Below are 21,779 nucleotides of genomic sequence, written 5' to 3' on the forward strand. Positions count from 1 at the left end.
TCATTGTTTTTTAGTTTTGGGGCCTGTTTCTCATGAATTACGTTGAGACGGCGGCGGAAAGCCGCCAAACGCCTGTGCATCTTCCGTTTTCCTTCACCGGGCGCGCTTCTGAGTATTTTGGTATCTGGATCGTCAATTTGTTCCTGTCGATCATCACGCTCGGCATTTACACTGCCTGGGCGAAGGTGCGCCGGTTGCGCTATTTTTATGGAAACAGCTGGCTCGACGGGCACAATTTCGAATACCACGCGCGGCCCACCAGAATCCTGATCGGGCGCATCATCGTGGTGGCCTTTCTGCTTGCCTACAATGTGCTGATCAGTGTTTCGCCATTCTTCGGGTTGCTCATCATCCCTTATCTGATTGCCTTTCCGTGGCTTCTGAACAAGTCGATGGCCTTCAACGCACGGATGACCAGCTATCGCAATGTGCGGCTGAATTTCCGCGGGACCTATTGGGGTGCATTTTTCGCCTTCGTGATCATGCCGGTGGTCGCCCTTGTATCCGCAGGGCTTCTTGCTCCCGTGGCTTCGAAATTGGCGCGCAACTATCTCGGTCGCCATCTGGGCTATGGATCGACGCGTTTTGAGACCCAGGCGCCGCTCACCGCGCTTTACGGAAATCTGGGCGTGACGGTTATCTTCATCGGGCTTGTCCTGATGGTTTTCGTCGGAGGGGGCTTCCTGATCGGTTTCGGCGTTGTCTCGGCGGGAAACACGCTTCGGCTCGGCCAGGATGAGCTTTTCGATGTCTTTAATTATGGATCGATGGCCGGCATCCTGACTGGCGCTTCCATCGGTGCCTATATTGCGCTGGCGCTTGCCTATCTCTTCTATGAAGCCGGTGTGCGCAACATCGCCTACAATCACACCGTGCTTGATGGCCAGCACCGCTTCACCTCCCGTGTGGGGCGGCTGCGCTATGTCTGGATTCTGGTCTCAAATCTGTTCGCCACCATTTTGACGCTGGGGCTGTTGCGGCCGTGGGCAGCCGTGCGCAGCTGGCGCTATCTGGTGGTCAGCACCGGTGTGTTTGCGGTCGGCCCGCTTGACGATTTCGTCGATGAAGCCGCACCGGAGGGCAATGTCGGCGCGGCCGAGTTCTTCGATATCGAAGGCATCGATTTCGGACTTTGAGGGCTTGCGCCATTCTCCAGACCTGCATGGTCGATTGCGTCGAAACAGGGATAGGCCATGATTGAGGGACGTTATTTCCCACCCGGTTCCTCGCGTGTCGTGGCGGCCAGCCTTTCCGGCGTTCCGGAACGGCTGGTGCTGCGGCTTGCCGATGAAACGGAGGCGCTGGAGCCGGTAATCGTGTCCGTCTCCGACCCGGTTGCCGGTGTGCCGCGCAAGATCACCTTTGCCGATGGCGGTGTTTTCGAAGCCCCGCTTGGTGCCGATGTGGACGGCTTCCTGAAGACGGGTGGCAGCTTCTTCGCGCGGCTGATGCGTCTTGAGGGGCATCCGGGCTTCGTGGCGGCGGCCGCCGTGGTGACGATGGGGCTGATCTTCGTCGTCTACCGGTTCGGTGTCCCGCTTCTGGCGTCGGGTGCGGCGCTGGTGACGCCGCAGCCCATCATCGTCGCGATGGACCGGGGAACGCTTGAGACGGTGGATCGCACCGTGTTCTCCCCCACGGAACTTGCCGAAGAGCGCCAGAAGGCGCTGCGCGACATGTTCGGTGAACTGGCGCAGATTGCCGGCGGTGGCGGTCCCGCGCTCAGGCTTGAACTCCGGCAGGGCGGCATGATAGGCGCGAATGCGCTGGCGCTGCCGGGCGGCACCATCATTGTTACGGACGAACTGGTCGGGCTTGCCCGGTCTGACGACGAAATTGCCGGCGTCATCGCCCATGAGATCGGACACGTGCGCGAGCGGCACTCGCTGCAGCAGATCTATCGCGTTCTGGGCATTGGTTTCATGGTGGGGCTGATCGGTGGTGATGCGAGCCAGCTGGTCGATGATGTGATCGTGCAGGCAAGCGCTCTGCAGACCCTTGTCTATTCGCGTGAGTTCGAGACCCATGCCGACCTTTACAGTGTCGGGCTGATGGCGAAGGCGGGCCGCGATCCGCTGGCTTTTGTGGGGCTTCTGGACCGTGTGGTTGAGGACGCTGGCGGTTCCGATGAAACGGGCTGGCTCTCCACGCATCCCGGGACAAAGGACAGGCGTGAGGCGGTTCGACAGCGTGTTCAGGAGCTTCGCGGCCAGTAGGGCAGGCCCCAAGCAGCTGGCTCAATCGTCGCCGTCACGCTGTGGGCGCGCGACTTTAGAGCGCCCGAACGTATAGCCGGTCTCGACGGCCTGTTTGCCGAATTTTTCGCGCAGGCTGTCGATGGCGCCCTCGGCGAGTGCGCGCTTGTGGGAAAGCCCGTCGACAAGGTCTTGCGGATCGGCCCTGCCGGCGTCGGTCAGGTCGCTGACACCGATGCCCAGAAGGCGAAAGCGCGTGCCATCCACCTCCCGTTTCAGGAGTTCCAGCCCTGTGTGAAAGATGCGGTCGGCGAGCCGTGTCGGGTCTCCCAGCTGCCGGTTGCGTGTGCGCAGCCGGAACTCGGCGGTCTTGAGTTTCAGAACGACGGTTCGACCGGCAATGTCGGCCTCCTTAAGCCGGGCGGAAACCCGCTCGGACAACGCGCGCAGCACCGGCACCAGATCCTCCATCCGGGACAGATCCGTGTTGAACGTGGTTTCAGACGAAACGCTTTTTGCTTCACTGCGCGGTTTCACGCCGCGTTCGTCCATGCCGCGCGAAAGGTGATAGAGCCGGTCGCCCATCGTGCCGTAACGCCGCATCAGCTCGTTGCGCTCCATGGTCTGAAGCTGGCCGATGGTGCGGATGCCATCCTTGCCGAGCGTGGCGGCAAAGGCCTTGCCGACGCCCCAGATGAGCGTGACCGGCTGCTTTTGAAGAAAACTGACGGCCTCTTCCTGACCGATCACGGAAAAACCGCGCGGTTTGTCCAGATCTGAAGCCACTTTGGCGAGGAATTTGCAGTAGGACAGGCCGACCGAAACGGTGATGCCGACTTCCTCCTCCACCTGCCGCGCGAAGCGGGCGAGCACCATGGCCGCCGGCGCGCCATGCAGTTTCTCCGTGCCGGCGAGATCGAGAAAGGCTTCGTCGATGGACAGCGGCTCGACCATGGGGGTGAGCGCCTCCATCATTGAGCGCACCTGACGGCCGACCCTTGAATATTTCTCCATGTCCGGCTTGACCACGACAGCCTCGGGGCATGCTTCGAGCGCCTTGAACATGGGCATGGCAGAGCGAACGCCGTGGATGCGGGCGATGTAGCAGGCGGTGGAGACGACACCGCGTTTGCCGCCACCAATGATGACCGGCCTGTCGCGCAGGGCCGGATTGTCCCGCTTCTCCACCGAGGCGTAGAAGGCATCGCAGTCGACATGCGCGAGAGACAGGCGGTCAAGCTCGGCATGGGCGAGCATGCGCGGGCTCCCGCATGACCGGCAACGCCGCGATGCGGTGTTCGCCGGGGTCAGGCAATCGCGGCAAATGCCATGCGTGAGGGCGTTGACAGGCATGATTGGTCATGTGAACATAAAGTGAACATGCATCTTACTTGAAACGCCGCCATGGCACAAGCTGCGGTATGGAGGAGGCGGGTTGCCAGAAGCCGGGTTGCAACAGGTCAGGGTGGACTATCGAATTGCGCCCCTGACGCCGGATTTGTGGCCGGCGTTCGAGGATCTGTTTGGCAGGCAGGGTGCCTGTTACGGTTGCTGGTGCACGCATTTTCGTTTGCCACCGGCGGTGCGGCGACAAAACGACCGCGAGAGCAAAAGGGATCACATCAAGGCGCGAATTGCAGCCGGCCCGCCTCCGGGGATCTTGCTCATGGATGGCGCAAAGGCGGATGGCTGGATGCAGATCGGGCCGCGCGCCGACATTTCCGAATGGAACAACAAGGGGCGTGTCTCTGCGCCGCTGGGAGAGGGCGAGGAGCGTGAGGTGGATATCTGGGCGATCTCGTGCTTCTTCCTGCGAAGCTCGGCGCGCCGAAAGGGCCTGTCTCACGTGCTTGTTGCCGGCGGGATCGATTTTGCCCGGCAAAACGGCGCGCGCCTGCTGGAAGCCTGTCCGATCACCCGGTCGAACGACAAGCGTTCCATCGGCCTGTTCGTGGGCTCGACGCGGGTCTTTGAAAAGGCCGGGTTCCAGGCGGTCGCCGAGCGCAAGGCGGGGCGGCCGCTGATGCGGTTTACGCTTTGACTGTGTGATGCCGGGATGCGCTGTGGCTCCGGCCGGGCGCGGCGTTGTCTTTGCCAGGCCCGGCAGGTGCGGTGTGACTGTTCAGAGCGTTGCTGACGAGAAAAGGTTCACCGGTAATGCGCTATCTCATTGATTTTGCGCAATTTTGGCCGCAAAGTCTGTTTCCGCCTTTGCTGGAATTGCTTTAGATCTGCAGTGAGCGGGCGATCTTCTCGCCGGCCTCTTTCCAGTGTTCCACCGCCGTTACGCCCTCGGGGATCGGCGGCATCAGCGTGCGCACGGAATTGTCGGCCATCAGGTGGAAGAGATGCGCGTCCTCCACCGTGTCGCGCACCGAGACGAGGTTGTAATACATGTCGTCGACGAAAGCGACGGGACGCTGATGCTCGCCGCGCAGGCGCTGGATTGCAGGGCCCTTGGCGCGCTCGGTCGTGAGCAGCGGATAGTGCATTTCCAGCTGGTCGAGCAGGGTGCGGCGCGTCTGCCGGTAGCGGTGGGGCATGGCGGTCAGGAGCACCACCTGGCTTGCCTTCGAAAGCCGCGCAATGGTTTCGGAGGCGTCTTCGGCCAGCGCCTGCCAGTCATGCTGGACCTCGAAAAACGCGTCGACGAGCTGCGCCACGGTTTCATTGCTCACGCGGTCTCCGGAGGCGAGGTCGGTGACGTTCCCGTTGAGGCCGAAGCTTTCGAGCTTCAGCTCGAAGCCGCGCGTGCGCAGATATTCCGGAAACGGCCGGATGAATTCCAGGATCACGTCGTCCACATCGAGCACCAGCAGGGGATCGCTGCTGAGCGATAATTCGTCAATTTGCCGGGAGGTTTCCGGATCGATCGTCATGTTTGTGCCGTCCAAATCGTGTCAGGGCTGAATGTCGTAAGATGTGTTGCCATGGGGCAGGGCGGCTGGCGCGCGCGCAACCCGCTCGGGCGCGATGCCGCTTTCTTCGCAAAAGCGCAGCACTGTCGGCTCATGCGCCAGCACGAACTGCAGAACACCCGCCAGAAAACCCGGTTCGGCGGCGGCAGCGCGGATCTGGTGGGCCTCGATGCCGGTCAGCGACAGGAAGCGCGGCAGAAGTTCGCCGTCTGCCGCAATGAAGGCCAGGGCGGACACGGCAATGGTTTCGGCTTCCTCGCGTTGCATGGTTCATCCTCAATATAGGGTGTTTGGCCCGCTGCTGCATTTTCAACACGTGAATTGCGCGCAAAACCAGGGCCGTTATGCTGGAAGACTACGATTCGCAGGCGCCCATTACCGATTCATAAATCAAATCGTGCAAGGGTGGCGTCTGAAATTTCGGTGTATCGCACATCGCGGTCGGCAACCGGCGGTCTGCTGTTACGGCGGAGTTGAGTGGGACGGGGTTTGATGTCGAAGAAAGTCATGATCGTCGAAGACAATGAGCTCAACATGAAGCTCTTTCGCGATCTCATCGAGGCAAGCGGTTATGAGACAGTGCGTACGCGCGACGGGCTGCATGCGCTTGATCTTGCGCGTGAGCATCGGCCTGACCTCATCCTGATGGACATCCAGCTGCCGGAGGTTTCCGGTCTGGAAGTCACCAAATGGCTCAAGCAGGATGACGATCTGCACACCATCCCGGTCATCGCGGTCACGGCCTTTGCGATGAAGGGCGATGAGGAGCGGATCCGCCAGGGCGGATGCGAGGCTTACATTTCCAAGCCGATCTCCGTGCCGAGCTTCATCGAAACGATCAAATCCTATCTCGGAGACGCCTGATGCTGCACCCGGCCTCTCCAGTATTCATCTGAGGAGCCGACCATGACCGCGCGCATCCTTGTCGTCGATGATGTCCCTTCCAATGTGAAGCTGCTCGAAAGCCGGCTTCTGGCCGAGTATTTCGAGGTGGTCTGCGCGCATAGTGGCGCAGAGGCGCTGAAGATCTGCGCGGACGGCAAGGTGGATGTCGTGCTTTTGGACGTGATGATGCCGGAGCTCGATGGGTTCGAGGTGTGCCGCCGGCTGAAGGCCGATCCGGCTACGCAGCACATTCCCGTCATCATGGTCACCTCCCTTGAAGAGACGGCGGATCGCATCAGGGGGCTTGAAGCCGGTGCGGATGATTTTCTCTCGAAGCCGGTCAATGATCTGCAGCTTGTGACGCGCGTGAAAAGTCTGGTGCGGCTGAAAATGCTGACGGATGAATTGCGCCTGCGCACCGTGACGGCGCGCAATGCCGGTTTTGACGATGGTATTGAAGAGGAGCGTCGTGCTGCGCCCTCCATTCTGTTGATCGATGAAGACGCGCAGTCTTCTGCAACCATCGCCAACATGCTGCGTGATGGCTACAGGGTTGATGTCGAGGATGACCCGCAGGCCGGTCTGTTCCGCGCCGCCGATGGCAGCTACGAGTGCATTCTCGTCACATCTGCTTACACGACTTACGATCCGCTGCGGTTGTGCGCACAATTACGGGCGCTGGATCGCACGCGGCTTCTGCCGGTCATGCTGGTGGCCGACAGGGGCGACGATGCGATGATCGCGCGGGCTCTCGAACTCGGCGTGAACGACTATATCGTGCGCCCGGTAGATCAACAGGAACTCATGGCGCGCCTGCGCACGCAGCTGCGCCGCAAACGCTACAATGACCGTCTGCGCTCAAGCGTGAGCGAGAGCTTCCAGATGGCCGTAACCGACCCGCTGACGGGGCTTCACAACCGACGCTATCTGGACACGCATCTGCCGAGGCTTCTTGCCCGTGCCGCCGCGCGCGGGCGGCCTCTCTCGGTGATGATGGCCGATATCGACTGCTTCAAGGCCATCAATGACAGCTGGGGGCATCAGGGCGGCGACGATGTGCTGCGCGAATTCGCCGACCGGCTTCGCCAGAACATTCGTGGCATTGATCTCATCTGCCGTTTTGGCGGTGAGGAATTCGTGGTGGTGATGCCGGATACCCCGCTCGATGTTGCGGAGACCGTGGCCGAGCGTCTTCGTGTCGCCATTGCCAGCGACCCGTTCACGGTCGATGGTGGCAAGAATGCGATTGCGGTGACGACCAGTGTGGGCGTTGTGGCCACCGCCGGCGCGCATGACGACCCGGCCACTCTGCTCAAACGTGTCGACCTGGCCCTGTATGATGCCAAGAATGCAGGGCGCAATTGCGTGGTGGCTCCCGCCGCGTGAGGTGGCGTGCTGCGGTCTTTTGATAAAACTTATTGTGTAAAACTGTCGCAGTTTGAGCGCTCGCGCCCTTAAACTTGACTGTAATGATCATGTTTTTTCCGTGGCGGATAACGGTTTGCCGCGGTCTGAGGCATTGCCCAGTGGTTTTGGGAGCCCGTTTGACGTGCTGATGCCGCGAGGCTAAGCAAAAGTACATTCCAGCAAGCAAATGTTCAGCCAGCCCGAAATTCTGCTTTAGTCCGACAGGAGGTTTCGTTGGCTTTGATCATCGATGATTCCCGCAGGTTGTTTGCGGGAAGTGTCTTCGCTTGTTCTTTCTTATGTGCGCATGCAGCCTTTGCCCAGGAGCAGGCATCCCCGGCAGAGGAAGAGGTGGAGCAAGCCGTTTCGGGTGACGTGGGTGAGGGCAGGACCCATCGGCTGAAACGGCTGGTGGTGGTTGATGACCAGACGCTTCTGCCCTCGGGCGAAGCAGTCTACACCACGCCTGCGGCGGTCGGCTCGCTTGATGAGCAGGCACTGCAGGAGCGCTTCGGCGGCGATGTGCGAACGGCGGTGCGTTCAGTTCCGGGCGCCTTTACCTATTCGCCGAGCACCAATCCGGCGATTGAGGTCAACATTCGCGGACTGACCGGCTATGGCCGCGTCAATGCCATGATCGACGGCGTGCCGCAGACCTTCCGGAATGTGGGCGGGCATGGTTCGTCGGGCGGCAATCTGCTTTACGTACATCCCGAGCTTCTGGCCGGTGTGGATGTGGCGCGCGGCGCGGTTTCGGGCGCGGCCGGTGCGGGAACGCTGGCCGGCGCTGCCAATTTCCGCACGCTTGAGGTGGATGACGTTCTGAAGCCGGGCGCTGACATCGGTGCGCTCACCCGCTTCAAGGCCGGCACCAATGGTTATCGCTGGTCAGGTCTGCTCGCTGGCGGCGCACGGGGCAAGATGTTCCCCGGTCAGACTGGCGATGTGAGCATTGTCGGCGCGCTCGCCTATTCCGATTTTCACGATTATGAAACGGCGGATGGCGCGGTGTTTCCCGATTACGACAGGGTTTCCAATGCGCCTGCGGGTGGACTGGTCAAGCTCGATTTCGAACCCAATGGCGAGCATCGGCTCAAGCTTGGCGGGCGCTGGTATGACAACCGCTTCACCAGCAGCAATTACGAGCAAAGCCTGAAGAACCAGACCTACACGCTCGATTACACATATGATCCGGGGTCGGCGCTGATCGATCTTGCGGCCAATGTCTACTACAACGAAACGGAGATGACCTACGATTCCGAGTTTGGCGGCGGCTATCGCGGTCGTGAATCCCGGGATCGTTCCTTCGGTGCGAGCCTCGCCAACACGTCACGCTTCGTGGTGGGCGAGGGCGTGGACCTTTCCTGGTATTACGGGCTTTCCTACGGTTCCACGGATTTCGAGGTGCTGCGTCGCCGTGGCGCGAACCCGCCGGGCAGGATGCAGAAGGCGAGCGCCTTCTCCGATGTCACGCTGGACTGGAACATCTTCTCGCTGGCGGCCGGGCTGCGCTATGATTACTGGAACATGTCCGGGCAGCAGACCGCATACAGTGCGGGTACGGGTGATTGTCCGCCCGGCGGGCCGGACTGCGGCAACCGGAAGGTCTCGCGCTCCGGTGGTGAATTCCTGCCCAAGGTGACACTGGCCGCCGATCCGCTCGACTGGATGCAGCTTTACGCCACCTATGCGCACACGGCGCGTCCGCCCACCGTTCAGGAGATGCTGTGGACGATGATCCCGTTTGGCGATGGCATCGGCTCGGCCTATGCGAACAATCTGGGGCTTGAGCCGGAGGTTCGCAGAGGCTGGGATGTGGGCGTCAATCTGCACAGGGATGGTGTCCTGCTGCCCGACGACCGCCTGCGCCTGAAGGTCGGCTATTACAGTCACGACATCGAAAACTACATCGTCAACGATCTGGCGGATGTTACGGGAATTCCGTGGCAGGTCGCCAAATGGGTGAATGCGCCCGGCACCACCCGCATGTCCGGCTGGGAAGTGCAGGGCAGCTATGACGCGGGAGCCTTCTACGTGAATGCGTCCTACACCAATGCGGATACCGATCAGCCGGTCGGCTTCGGCACGGGCTGGGGCAATGGTGATGCCGGCTTCCTGCCCGAGACCTACGCCACGGTGGATGTGGGCGTGCGTCTTCTCGACGAGCGGCTGAATCTTGGCGCACAGATGCGTTATGTCGGCCCAAGCCGGCAGGCAAACGGCATGATGGAGCCGGAGGACCTTGAGGCCTACACGCTCTACGATGCCTATGGCAGCTATGAGATCCGCGAGGATTTCAACGTGTTCTTCACGGTCGAAAATCTGTTCGACAAGAGCTACGCGGTGGCTGGGTCCGGGCCGGAATCGATGAATTCAAAAAGAGGCAGGGGCCGGACCTTCATTCTGGGAGCGACTGCGAAATTCTAGGTCGCCATCCCTTCGCCGTGCGGTTTCGGTCGCACGGCATTCCTGCCGTCAAGAGCGCCGCATGTCCTCCCGGATGTGCGGCGTTTTCGGTTGTGGGTGGGTGGCTTTGTTTCGGGTGTGGTAGGCCGGTCATCTGTCAGGCACGAAAGAGTGATGACGGTCTCACCCTATTGGGGGCTGACGCAAAGCCGGTCGCGCGCCATATTTACCCTAACGTCAGGGAGTTGGCGGCAATGGTTAAGTAAGTGTTGATTTTCTTACTGCCCTGCGCAAATCTCTCGACCGATAAGGGCAGTTGCATGGCCGGGCCGATATGGTTCTGACGCGCCATGCCCCAAATACCCCATGATGCTCAGGTCCGCCGCATCTCCTGGGTCCGTGGGGTCGGTCGGTCGGCGCTGGTCTTTAGTGGCCTCCTCGTACCGCTGCCAGTTTGCCGACCGACCCCCATTTCCTTTAACGCGCATAGAAGTTCGTGGGCTCCGCCAGGCATAGAAGCGTGACGGTCAGGCCGTTTTATGTGCGCATAAAAAAACGCCGCTCGGAGCGGCGTTTTTGTGCGGCGAAAACGGGATCTATTTGATCTTCGTTTCCTTGAACTCCACATGCTTCTTCGCGATGGGGTCGTATTTCCGCTTGGTCATCTTGTCGGTCATCGTCCGGCTGTTCTTCTTCGTGACGTAGAAGAAGCCCGTGTCGGCCGTCGACTGGAGCTTGATCTTGATGGTCGTGGCCTTCGCCATAGCTGTCGTCCGTTCCTGATGTTTGTTGGTCGCGCATCAGCAGAATCTCTCCACCAGGCGCTTAAAGAGTCTGGCGGACACATAAAGGGTACGCGCGGAATGTCAAGCCGGTCTTGCTGGCGGGGTGCCGGTAAGCCGCGATCCGTTGCTTTGCCGATGCCGGAAAGCCGGTGGCGTGGGGCCGGTGCGGCCGGCGCTGAAACCGTAAAGATACGGCACGGCAACTCATGTCGCGGCGCGATCCTCACTAGAGTGCGCGGGACTAACTCTCAATCCCGCTTTCGCAGTGTTCGGCCTTGTTTCGATAGTCGCGAGTTTCAGGTCTTTTTAGGGGTACATGAACGCTGCGCCATTCCAGGTGACCTCAATGAACGTGCTGCTGATGAATGTGCAAAGGTTTGCTGCTTCTCTTGCTGTGGCAGGCCGGTTTTGGTTGCGGCTGGCCAGTCGTGAGGGAGGGCTGTCTCTCCTGTTGCTCTTCCTTCTCGTTGTGGCGGGGGGCAGCTCATTTTCCTTGCCGGGCTATGCGCAGCATATCCCACCGACGGCACCCTGCGTCTTTGGGGAAAACACGACGCCGGCTGGTTGGTTTAAGGCGGCAGGGTCACCGGACTGTTCCAACCTTGAAAAGTGGGGCTGGGGGAATCGGTGGATCGATGGCCCCCTTCCAGCGCTTCCGACTGGCGATGAGACATTTTCTACAATGTGGGCCAAAGCAAATCGTGCGGAAGCTATTTATACAAATATAACAGGATTGGTTGTCGGGCGTTCTTACAAGATTCCCTTCTATGGGCTGATGCGGGGGGCGCAGCGTGTTAATCATAACGAAGCATGTGAGGGGCTGCGCTTGCGAATTGACCAAAAGACGCCGCAAAAATTTCCAATGCCATCGACAACCTGGACCCAGTCGGTACTCGAATTCACGGCCACTGCGACAGAGCAAAGACTGACCGTGAGCGCTTATAAGAAGACCGGTGCGTCCTCCTCTCACTCCTGCGTCGCCCACTTTGCTATTGGTGCCTATCCCCTCGAAGTGATCAAGACAGCGTCGGTGGGGCAAGCTTTGGCCGGTGAAGATGTAACGTTCTCCTTCTCCGTCAAGAACACTGGTGCTGATCCGATGACCAATGTCCGGATCAAGGAGGATTTCCTTGAGCGTTCGGACGGCACCGCGCTGACGCTGACCACCGGGCCGACCTTTGTTTCCAACAGCGGTTCATCTCCGGAAGGGTCCCTGCAGCCCGGTGAGACTGCGACTTTCAAGGCTACCTACAGGCTCACCCAGGCCGATGTGAATGATGGCAAACTCAGCAACCAGGCCGTTGGGGCGGGCACATTGCCCGGCGGTCAGGAAATCACGATCTACTCGCAGGCGAAGGCCGATGGCGATCAGGCCCCGACGATCATAAATCTGCCGAGGACGTCCGCGATCGATCTGGTCAAGAAAGGGGCCTATCAGGACACCAATGCGAACCAGCTTCTCGATGTCGGCGATCGCATCATCTACAGCTTCGAGGTGGAGAATACCGGCAATGTCACCCTGACCGACGTGAAGGTGACGGACCCGCTGGGCACGGTGAATGGCGGCCCTCTGGCGACGCTGGCTCCCGGTGTCAAGGATACGACGACCTTTTCTCTTGCCTATGATCTCACGCAGGCGGACATCAACAAGGGCGAAGTGATCAACGCCGCGAAGGTCGAGGCGAAGGATCCGGACAGCAAGACAATAAGCGACACCGCCTCGCTGACGACCGGGCTTGGGAGCAAGCATTCGATCAAGCTTGAGAAGCGTGGCGTTCATGTGGATGCCAACAACAATTCGGTTGTCGATCTCGGCGACCATATCCAGTACTCCTTCACCGTTACCAATTCCGGCGATGTCGAACTGAAAGACATCAGCCTGACCGATAACAATGCGTCGAGTGTCACCGGCGGTCCGATCGCCACGCTTGCCCCCCGCGTATCGGACAGCACCACATTCACGGCGCGCTACGATCTGAAGCAGAGCGACATCGATAATGGCGATGTGAAGAACACGGCGACCGTGACCGCGAAGGCGCCGGACGACACGCCCGTGACGGACAGCGCGTCGGTCACCACCCATGAGGAAGGCACGAGCAAGATCGTGCTCGAAAAAGCGGGGGTGTATGTCGATGCGAACGGCAACCAGAAAACCGATGTGGGCGACCGGATCAAATACAGTTTCAAGGTCAAGAACGCCGGTTCCCTGACGCTTTCCGACATCAGCATCACGGACCCTTCTGTCAGCGTTTCCGGGGGCACGCTTTCGCAACTCATTGTTGGGGATGAGGATAGCACCACTTTCTCGGCCTTTCATACTTTGACGCAGGCCGATCTGGACAGGGGCGAGGTCGTGAACAAGGCCACGGCCAGCGCCAAGGATCCGCACGGTCACGCGACGAGCGACACATCTGAAGTGACGGTTTCCATCGACACGAAAGAAGCTGTTTCGCTGGATAAGACCGGTAAATGGGTGGACACCAACAACAACAAGGTTGCTGATCTGGGGGATCGCATCGAATACACGTTCGCTGTGAAGAATACGGGCGAGGTAACGCTGAAGGATATCAGCGTGTCGGACCCCCTGATCAATGGCAGTCTCGCCGTTGCAGGGACGCTCGCGCCCGGGGATTCAAACACGACGCCTCTGACCGCGAATTATGATCTGACCCAGGCCGATCTGGACCGTGGCTCGGTGGTCAACACGGCGACCGTGAAGGCGAAAGCGCCCGATGACGGTGATGTGGATGACACCGGCTCGACATCAGTCAGCCTGCCCGAGGCGGCATCCATCAAGATCGAGAAAACCGTGACTTTTCAGGATCAGGGAACCATCGGCGTGATGGAGCCTGGCGACCGTCTGAACTACCGTTTCAAGGTTACGAACAATGGCAATGTGTCTCTTTCGGGTATCAAATTAAGTGATCCGGGCGCCGTTTTGTCGGGCACGACGGTTCCAGACCTCACGCCGGGCGCGAGCAATGATACGGCGGTTACGGGCTATCATGTTCTGACGCAGACGGATGTCGACAACGGCGTTTTCTCGAACACGGCGTCCGTGGAAGGGACGTCGCCGAGCGGGAAAAAGGCGGAAGCTCTTTCCACTGCCTCCTTCAGCATTACGGCAACGCCGGCCATGAAGCTTGAGAAGACAGGCGTTTATCAAGACACGAACGGCAACGGGTTCGCAGATCCTGACGATCACATCAAATTTGCGTTCAAGGTCACGAACACCGGCAATGTGACGCTCGCGGCCGTCAAGATTACCGACCCCGCTCTGTCGTTCTCCGGGACGACGGTTCCGGATCTGACGCCGGGCAACAGTGATTCGACGGTGAGTGCGCTCTACAGGCTGACGCAGGCTGACATCGACAAAGGCAGGGTCGACAACAAGGCCACCGCGACCGTGCCGGTTGGACAGGAGGAGACCGTAACGAGTGAGGCCAGCGCGACGGTCGAGATTGCGCAGTCCGCGTCGATCAAACTGACCAAGACGCTCGTCCGCACGGAAGACCGCAACGAGAACGGGGTCACCGATGTTGACGATGCGCTGATTTACAAGTTCAGCGTGGAAAATACCGGCAATGTGACGCTCAGCAATGTCCGTGTGACCGATCCGACTGCGCAGGTGACCGGCGAACCGCTTGTGACCCTTGCGCCGGGCGACGTTGATGAAGACACATTCACCGCTGCCTATCTTGTGAAGCAGGCCGATCTGGACAAGGGCAAGGTGTTGAATGAAGCGCAGGTCGCGGCGCTTGATCCATCGAGCCAGCAGGTGACCGGTTCCAGCAGTCTCGAGGTTCCGCTGACTGCGGCTCCCAAGGCGCGTCTGATCAAGCGGGCGGCGCATGTCGACAGCAATGGCAATGGCCGCGTCGATGCCGAGGATCATGTCGAGTACCACTTCAAGGTTGAGAATATCGGCAATGTGACATTGAGTGATCTCAGGGTGGAGGACGAGAAGGTTGAGGTCGCCGGCGGCCCGTTGAGCAGCCTGAACGTTGGCGATGCGGATGAAACGACATTCAGCGCCGACTACGAAATCACGCAGGCGGATGTCGATGCGGGGGAGGTGCGGAACACTGCCACGCTGCATGCGAAGGCGCCGGATGGAACTGCTCTGGAGGTTGTGTCGGAGACGGATGAGGGGGCTGGCGATACCGTCCTGGTCATTGAGCACAAGCCGGCCGTGGAACTCGTCTTGACGGGAACGCTCGTTGACGGGGATGAAAACGGTTATCCGGATGCCGGTGAGATTGTGCAATACGAACTGGCCGTAACGAATGCGGGGAACACGACCCTTTCCGGTGTGTCCATCCCGTCTGTGACGCTTACCCTGCCTGACGGCCGGGAGGTGCAGGTTCCGGTCAGCGGCGGGCCGCTGGACGGGTTTTTGCCGGGCGGGACAAACACGGATGCGTTTACCGCAAGCTACAGGTTGACGCAGGATGACATCGATCAGGGATTGCTGAACGCTGCTGCGACGGTAACCGGTTCGGATCCGTCCGGCGAAGAGGTTTCCGCAAGTTCTCAGCATGAGTTGCCGCTGCCGCAACTGGCGTCTCTCGCTCTGACGAAGACGGGTGAATATCGTGGCGCTGGCGGGTTGCAGGCGCATCCCGGCGAAACGATCCACTATGAATTCGAGGTGGAGAATGACGGCAATGTCACGGTTGACAATGTTGCGCCGTCAGATCCCGGCCCGCTCTTTGGCGGCGCGCCTGCAAGCGGCAGTCTTTCGGCCTTTGCGCCGGCCAGTGCGACGCTGGCGCCGGGTGACAAGGCGAGGTTCACTGCAGACTATGTCCTGACTGCGACGGACATCCGCAATGCCCGGTCTCATGAGGTTGGCGCGGTGAATACCGCAGTGGCGCAGGGCGCGACGCCGCATGGGCGCATTGTGGTGTCGCCGGAGGCCGAGGCCAGCGTGCCCATGCCCGGTGTTTTTATTGGCAAGAGCACCCCGCTTTCGCAGGTGAGGCGCGGCGACCGTGTGCCCTATCAGTTGCGGGTCGCGGCTTACGCGCTCAAGGCGGCGGTGGAGGTGAACGTCATTGACCTTCTCCCGCAGGGCTTCACCTACCAGACCGGCAGCGCGTCCGTGTCCTATGGAAGTTTGGCGCCGAGACTGGAGGGGCGCAGGCTCATCTTTGAAAATGTCGAGCTCCAGCCGGACGAGCCACTTCTCATCGACCTGTCCCTGCTGGCGACGGCGAGTGTGAAGCCGGGTGAGTATGTCAATCAGGCCTGGGTGGAGGATCTTTCCGGAGAGGCTTTGACGGGAGTTGCCACCGCGACTGTGGAAGTGATCGTTGAGCCGGTGTTCGACTGTAGCGATATCACCGGTCTCGTTTTCAATGACCGCAATCGCAACGGCTATCCGGATGCCGGTGAAGAGGGCATTGCGGGTGCGCGGGTGGCCACGGCAAAGGGATTGCTGGTCACGGCCGGACCGAAGGGCAAATTCCATGTGGCCTGTGCCGATCTCCCGGATCAGCGGATCGGTACGAATTACATCATGAAGCTCGACCAGCGTTCTCTGCCGTCAGGTTATCGGGTGACCACGGAGAACCCGCGTATTGTCCGGCTGACCGCCGGTAAGGTGACAAACATTCTGTTTGGCACGACCATCGGACGGGTGGTGCGGCTGGATGTGTCTGACGCTGCTTTCGCGCCGGATGGCGTTGAGTTGCAGGACGCATGGCAGGGGCAGATCAAGCAGCTCGTCACTCTGCTGGATGCGGAGCCTTCCGTTCTTCGTCTTGTGTACCAGAGCAGCAATGCGGGAGGACGGCTGGCGGCGCGACGCATGCGCGCATTACGGCGTCACATTGCGGGTGAGTGGCAGAAGGTCGGTGGTCGCTATCGTCTCGAGGTGGAGACCAGAATGATCGGCGATACGAGATGATGACCGTATGGAATGCCGTTTGGCTCTAATCATCGCTGATGAATTGTTGTATTTCGTTCCTTCATGTTTGAGAAGTGTATCAATTAATATTTATAGTCCCATTTATATTAATTGAAGAGTAATAATTTCATCATTGGACACAAATGAGATTATTATGAAAATAGAAGAATATCTCAATCGAACGAAACCCCATAAAGGCCGCATGCGCCTTGGTCTGTTCGCTGCTGCCATGGTAACCGTTCTGGTGTCCATGGATGATAGTCGGGCGCAGGTTCCTGATTTTTCCACGTGCGATGAACGTTTGTGGCTGACCCAGGGAAATCCGACAGATCTGTTCTCGGTGGGGATGACCACAAATCCCTTTACCTTCACCAATGAGGGCGGAGAGACGTTCGCGCACAACGCGGCAGGTTTCCATCCCACAGACTTTTATGGCTATGCCATTCAGGCGGGTCCGACTCCCAATCTGCTGCGCCTTGGCTCGAATGGACAGACACAAAATCTGGGTGCCATCGCCGGGATTCCTTCGGCCCCCAACATCAATGCAGGTGAGATCGCGGATGACGGGAGCTATTATGTGATCGGCAGCGCTGCGCCGAGTACCCTTTACAAGATCGATGTCGGGGCGGTCTCGGCGACAACAATCACACTCAGCCGTGCCATCAACATTTTCGACCTGGCATGGTCCGGTGGCCGCCTCTACACAAAGGAGGGGGGCGCTACGGATCTAATCGCCATTGATCCGGTGACCGGCTCGGTTACAAGCGTCGGCAATACCGGCCTGGCCGCGGGAACGCAGTTTGGTGCGATGTTTGGAACGCCGGATGCCGTGTACGGTTCCGACAATGGCGGGAACGGCTTCTACAAATTCAATACCACGACGGGCCAGTCGACCCTTATTTCATCCTCGCCCGGCTCGGGAAACAATGATGGCCTGAAATGTGTGACGTCGTCTCTTCAGTTCGAGGCGGATATTCAGATCACCAAAACGGACGGACAGGAAGCCTATACGCCCGGGCAGGACGTCACCTATACGATGCAGGTCACCAATAATGGCCCCTTCGGCGCAGAGGCCATCGAGGTTTCGGACCCGCTGCCGGCAGGCATTGCCACCGCGAACTGGACATGCGCGGGTGCGAGCGGCGCAACATGTGAGAACGCCAGCGGGACCGGTGGCATTGATGCAGAACATCTCAACCTCCCTGCCAACGCGTCGGCCACCTACACGATCACCATGTCGGTTCCGGACGACTTCACCGGCGAGCTCAGCAACACGGTTTCGCTCGTGCTTCCCGATGATGTTGTCGACAACAATCTTGCCGACAACACGGCGACGGATGTGACGCAGGAAGCGTCCATGTCCCTGACCAAGGAAGCGGAGCTGCAGGACACCAACAATAACGGCGTCCCGGACGTTGATGAGAAGATCATCTACACCTTCACGGTCACCAATACGGGCGCAGCGCCGCTTTCGAACGTGACGGTTGATGATCCGGGCATCGTGACAAGTGGCTCGATTGCAACGCTGCCGCCGGGCGTGACGGACAGCGAAACGATTATTGGCGAGTACACCCTGACCGGTGCTGATATTGATTCTGGCTCGGTGGAAAACCACGCCACCGTGAATGCTCAGGACCCCGATGGTGATCCGGTCAGTGCTGAATCGGCACCTCCAGGCGGTCAACCGGGAGACGCCACGACCATTGACCTGCCGGGAAGCGCAGCAGTCGAGATCATCAAGACATCAACTTTGAACGATACCATCGCTAACGGTCGTCCCGACGCCGGCGAGATGATCGAATACACGTTCACCGTCACCAATTCGGGCAATCTCACGCTTACAGACATCGTGGTTTCAGACGACCGGGCGGATCTCGTGGGTAGCCCGATTGCAGGGCCGCTTGCGGCGGGCGACAGTGATACAAGCGTGACCGGAACCTATAAGATCACACAGGCCGATATTGATGCCGGTTCTGTTGCAAACCTGGCGTCAGCCACCGGTAAGGATCCGGCTGGAAATGATGTCACGGCTCAATCGAGTGCACCGGGAGGCGTTGCTGGCGAACCGACTGAAACGGAACTGCTCCAGACGCCGGAGAGTGATTTCGTCAAGGAGGTGTCTCACGTCGATGCCAATGGGAATGGCGCTGTCGATGCGGGTGAGCGGCTTGAATACACGTTTACGGTGGAGAACACGGGCAATGTGACGCTCACCAACGTCACTGTCAGCGATAGCAAGGCGCAGATCGTTGGTGGCCCCATCGCCTCTCTAGCCCCCGATGACGTGGATTCGACGACAATCACGGGCTACTACGATGTCACCCAGGCGGATGTCGACAGCGGTGGCGTGGACAACGTCGCTGAAGCCACGGCTTCGGACCCCAACGGGGCTCCTGTAAAGCGTACCTCGCGGCCGCCGGGCGGGATTCCCGGCGACAACACCACGCAGCCAGTGGTGGCGCAGGGCTCCATGGACGTCGTCAAGGAAGCGATGCTGAACGATGCCAATGGCAACGGTTTTGCTGATGCCAATGAGACAATCGGCTACACGTTCACGGTCATGAACACTGGCAATGTGAGCCTGACAGACATTGCTATTGAAGACGACAAGGCTGAAGTCTCTGGAAGCCCGATTGCCGGACCATTGGCTCCGGGGGAAAGCGACACGAGTGCGACAGGCAGCTATACGATTACACAGGCGGATATCGATGCCGGGTCTTTTGCAAATGTTGCCACTGCTACCGGCGTGGACCCGCAGGGCGAGCCGGTTTCAGCTGAATCCCGCTCTGCAGATGGAGAAGCGGGCGACCCGACGACGATCGAGTTCCAGCCGAACCCATCCATCGAAGTTCACCTGGTGGACCAGTGGAGCGATTCTGACGGTAGCGGTTTCCCGGATTCGGGCGAGCCAGTACATTATGCCTTTACGGTGAAGAATACCGGTAACGTCACGATCAACAGCATCACCATTCCTTCGCTGGAAGTGGTTCCGGACCCCAATGTCAATCCGGCGGATGTTGGAATTGGTGTGAGGGCAACGGTTCCCGTTGCGGGCGGTACGCTCGCAAGCCTTGCTCCAGGCAGCGAAGATGGGACCACCTTCACCGCGTCCTATCCGTTGACGGCGGCCGAGATTGATGCCGGCGGGCAGACGGCGACTGCAGAGGTAGAAGGTCTGACCCCAAACGGTGAAGAAGTGTCTGATCTCTCCGACGATCCTCATGATGGCGAAAATGTCGAAGAAGAAGGGGATGGTGAGCCGGACGATCCAACCGCCACGCCCCTGCCGCAAAAGGTGTCGCTGGTCCTCGAGAAAATCGGCGCATACCAGGGCGTCGGCACCGGTTTTGCCGAACCCGGTGATACGATTCTCTACACCTTTGCGGTAACGAATGACGGAAATGTCACTGTTGATGATGTGGTTCCGGTTGATGCAGGGCCGCGTTTCGATGGACGCCGGGGCACAGGAAGCCTGTCTTCCTTTACGCCATCAAGTGCGGATATCGCAGCCGGTGACAGCGCAACCTTCACCGCCACCTATACTCTGAGCCAGGCTGATATCGATACTGCTCAGGGGATTGAGGATGGGGTGAAAAACACGGCGACGGCCACAGGTACGGGACCGCGCGGCCAGAAGGCAGTGGCAGCGGAAGCGGAAGCGTCGGTCGATCTGCCGGGATATGCGATAAGCAAGATGTCTCCTCTGCGCGAGGTTCGCCGTGGCGGCAAGGTGCCCTATACGATCCGGGTCAAGATGCTCGGCATGCCGGGTTCGAGTACGGTCAATGTCATCGACATGACGCCTCCCGGGCTTACCTTCGTACCAGGTTCGGCGATGCTCGGTGATACCGGGATTGCCCCGGTCGTGGCAGGTCGCAAACTGACCTTTGAGAATGTCGTTCTGACAGGCGATGAGGCCGTGGAAATCACGTTGGATCTGGCCGTCACTGCGGCTGCCAAGCCCGGCGAATATGTGAACCGGGCCTGGGTTGAGGACCTTGAGGGTAATCCGATCTCGCGTGTGGCCACTGCCGTTGTCGAGGTGGTTATCGAGGCGGTCTTCGATTGCGGCGATATTATCGGCAAGGTGTTCGACGACAAGAACCGCAATGGTTATCAGGACAATGGTGAAACCGGCCTTGCAGGTGTTCGGGTCGCTTCGGTCAAGGGACTTTTGGTGACGGCAGATGCGGAGGGTCGCTTTCACATTGCCTGTGCTGACCTCCCGGACCAGCGTATCGGAACCAACTATATCCTCAAACTGGACCCGCGTTCGTTGCCTTCAGGGTACCGCCTGACTACCGAAAACCCGCGTGTGATCCGACTGACTGCCGGCAAGGTGTCGAAATTCACCTTCGGCGCTTCCATCGGAAGGGTTGTGCGTCTTGATCTGAGCGATGCCGCTTTCCAGGAAGACAGCACGGAACTTCGCCCGGAATGGCAGACCAGACTTGCTCAGATGATGCACCTGCTTGAGCAGGAGCCATCGATTCTGCGGCTGGTTTACACGGAAGCGGGTGAGGGGAGAAAGCTGGCGCTGAAGCGTAGCAAGGCAATGCGCAAGCACATTGCCCGTGAATGGCGTGAGGTCGGTCGTCGTTATCGCCTCGAGATCGAAAGCCAGCTTCACACCGCTGTTGGCGATGTGCCCGTGGAGCCAGTGAACGATCTTACGCTCTATAAGTAAATCCCAGGTGCCCTTGCTTCACCTCGTATGATTTCGCGCATCTCGTCGGCCCACAGGCGGCGGGATGCGTGGAACTCTTCGGTCTGACCGCACAAGGGGCCGTTCATTCAAGCCTGTCCGCTGTTTGCAGGTGGCGCTGATCTTGCTGAATGATCCTGTACTGGTCCCGGGTCTGTCGTTTCCTGTCTCTGCGGATTGGGCGTGGCTGTTGCTGAAGCGGTCTTCTCCGTGTCGGAGAACGCATATTGGCGCAGGTACATTGTCAGAAAACTCAAAACGAAGATCGATTGCCATGACTGCACGGCGCTTGGTTCACGGACATTTGAGGCTCATTGTACTCGCTTTCTGCGTGCGGTTCGCAGCAGGCCTCTCCAGACAGGCTCAGGTTTGTATCGTGATTTCAATGATTGCCCTGCTGGGCGGCGTCGAGCGCGCACGGGCTGTTGAGGGCCTGGGGATTTCTGGCACCTATTACGGCGGGCTCATCGGCTCCAACAAGGGCCACACCTCAATTACGCAATGCCCTGCAGGAACATTTTTGAGGGGAGTGCGCCATACAGATCATAACTTTACTGGCACCAGCAG

12 protein-coding genes are annotated in these 21,779 nt (G+C 59.5%); 8 read left to right on the top strand and 4 right to left on the bottom strand.

Annotation, left to right across the window (positions count from 1 at the left end; genetic code table 11):
• Window positions 1-32 precede the first annotated feature (32 nt).
• Both AC4PTT_RS09135 and AC4PTT_RS09140 read left to right on the top strand, forming a co-directional pair.
• Window positions 33-1,136, top strand: a complete 1,104-nt coding sequence (locus AC4PTT_RS09135; protein ID WP_113155429.1) for a YjgN family protein — start codon at window positions 33-35, stop codon at window positions 1,134-1,136.
• 57 nt (window positions 1,137-1,193) lie between these two features.
• On the top strand, window positions 1,194-2,216 hold the full coding sequence (locus AC4PTT_RS09140) for a M48 family metallopeptidase (protein WP_492162555.1): 1,023 nt from the start codon (window positions 1,194-1,196) through the stop codon (window positions 2,214-2,216).
• Between the two features lie 21 nt (window positions 2,217-2,237).
• Here the strand turns inward: AC4PTT_RS09140 and AC4PTT_RS09145 are convergent, their stop codons facing one another.
• Window positions 2,238-3,548, bottom strand: coding sequence for a DNA polymerase IV (locus AC4PTT_RS09145; RefSeq protein WP_492162556.1), 1,311 nt, complete (start codon window positions 3,546-3,548; stop codon window positions 2,238-2,240).
• 112 nt (window positions 3,549-3,660) lie between these two features.
• On the opposite strand from AC4PTT_RS09145, the gene AC4PTT_RS09150 reads away from it, so the two are divergent.
• Entirely contained in the window at window positions 3,661-4,236 is a 576-nt protein-coding gene (locus tag AC4PTT_RS09150) for a GNAT family N-acetyltransferase (protein ID WP_492162557.1), read from the top strand.
• A gap of 184 nt (window positions 4,237-4,420) precedes the next feature.
• Here the strand turns inward: AC4PTT_RS09150 and AC4PTT_RS09155 are convergent, their stop codons facing one another.
• Together AC4PTT_RS09155 and AC4PTT_RS09160 are read right to left on the bottom strand one after the other, a co-directional pair.
• Window positions 4,421-5,074, bottom strand: a complete 654-nt coding sequence (locus tag AC4PTT_RS09155; protein WP_206552344.1) for a hypothetical protein — start codon at window positions 5,072-5,074, stop codon at window positions 4,421-4,423.
• A gap of 21 nt (window positions 5,075-5,095) precedes the next feature.
• On the bottom strand, window positions 5,096-5,380 hold the full coding sequence (locus tag AC4PTT_RS09160; RefSeq protein WP_113155425.1) for a DUF3572 domain-containing protein: 285 nt from the start codon (window positions 5,378-5,380) through the stop codon (window positions 5,096-5,098).
• A gap of 225 nt (window positions 5,381-5,605) precedes the next feature.
• Here AC4PTT_RS09160 and AC4PTT_RS09165 point away from each other — a divergent pair, with 225 nt between their 5' ends.
• The 3 genes from AC4PTT_RS09165 (at window position 5,606) to AC4PTT_RS09175 (ending at window position 9,832) form a co-directional block, all read left to right on the top strand.
• On the top strand, window positions 5,606-5,977 hold the full coding sequence (locus AC4PTT_RS09165; RefSeq protein ID WP_113155424.1) for a response regulator: 372 nt from the start codon (window positions 5,606-5,608) through the stop codon (window positions 5,975-5,977).
• A gap of 42 nt (window positions 5,978-6,019) precedes the next feature.
• On the top strand, window positions 6,020-7,384 hold the full coding sequence (locus AC4PTT_RS09170) for a PleD family two-component system response regulator (protein ID WP_206548903.1): 1,365 nt from the start codon (window positions 6,020-6,022) through the stop codon (window positions 7,382-7,384).
• Window positions 7,385-7,756: 372 nt separating this feature from the next.
• The gene (locus AC4PTT_RS09175) at window positions 7,757-9,832 is read left to right on the top strand and encodes a TonB-dependent receptor domain-containing protein (RefSeq protein ID WP_492162558.1); all 2,076 of its coding nucleotides are present in this window, start codon (window positions 7,757-7,759) and stop codon (window positions 9,830-9,832) included.
• Window positions 9,833-10,407: 575 nt separating this feature from the next.
• Here the strand turns inward: AC4PTT_RS09175 and rpmG are convergent.
• Window positions 10,408-10,575, bottom strand: a complete 168-nt coding sequence (gene rpmG, locus AC4PTT_RS09180; protein WP_007008183.1) for a 50S ribosomal protein L33 — start codon at window positions 10,573-10,575, stop codon at window positions 10,408-10,410.
• A 367-nt stretch (window positions 10,576-10,942) separates the two neighbouring features.
• Between rpmG and AC4PTT_RS09185 the strand changes: the two genes are divergently transcribed.
• Both AC4PTT_RS09185 and AC4PTT_RS09190 read left to right on the top strand, forming a co-directional pair.
• Entirely contained in the window at window positions 10,943-16,507 is a 5,565-nt protein-coding gene (locus AC4PTT_RS09185) for a DUF7507 domain-containing protein (RefSeq protein WP_492162559.1), read from the top strand.
• A 154-nt stretch (window positions 16,508-16,661) separates the two neighbouring features.
• Complete coding sequence (locus AC4PTT_RS09190) at window positions 16,662-21,194, top strand: DUF7507 domain-containing protein (RefSeq protein WP_492162560.1); 4,533 nt, start codon at window positions 16,662-16,664, stop codon at window positions 21,192-21,194.
• The last annotated feature ends 585 nt before the right edge of the window (window positions 21,195-21,779 follow it).

This window comes from Nitratireductor sp. WH36-1, from assembly GCF_058725515.1.

Bases quoted from the DNA above. Each gene is read 5' to 3' on its own strand.
- AC4PTT_RS09135 (WP_113155429.1), top strand. From the start codon at position 33: ATGAATTACGTTGAGACGGCGGCGGAAAGCCGCCAAACGCCTGTGCAT.
- AC4PTT_RS09140 (WP_492162555.1), top strand. From the start codon at position 1,194: ATGATTGAGGGACGTTATTTCCCACCCGGTTCCTCGCGTGTCGTGGCG.
- AC4PTT_RS09145 (WP_492162556.1), bottom strand. From the start codon at position 3,548: ATGCCTGTCAACGCCCTCACGCATGGCATTTGCCGCGATTGCCTGACC.
- AC4PTT_RS09155 (WP_206552344.1), bottom strand. From the start codon at position 5,074: ATGACGATCGATCCGGAAACCTCCCGGCAAATTGACGAATTATCGCTC.
- AC4PTT_RS09160 (WP_113155425.1), bottom strand. From the start codon at position 5,380: ATGCAACGCGAGGAAGCCGAAACCATTGCCGTGTCCGCCCTGGCCTTC.
- AC4PTT_RS09165 (WP_113155424.1), top strand. From the start codon at position 5,606: ATGTCGAAGAAAGTCATGATCGTCGAAGACAATGAGCTCAACATGAAG.
- AC4PTT_RS09170 (WP_206548903.1), top strand. From the start codon at position 6,020: ATGACCGCGCGCATCCTTGTCGTCGATGATGTCCCTTCCAATGTGAAG.
- rpmG (WP_007008183.1), bottom strand. From the start codon at position 10,575: ATGGCGAAGGCCACGACCATCAAGATCAAGCTCCAGTCGACGGCCGAC.
- AC4PTT_RS09185 (WP_492162559.1), top strand. From the start codon at position 10,943: ATGAACGTGCTGCTGATGAATGTGCAAAGGTTTGCTGCTTCTCTTGCT.
- AC4PTT_RS09190 (WP_492162560.1), top strand. From the start codon at position 16,662: ATGAAAATAGAAGAATATCTCAATCGAACGAAACCCCATAAAGGCCGC.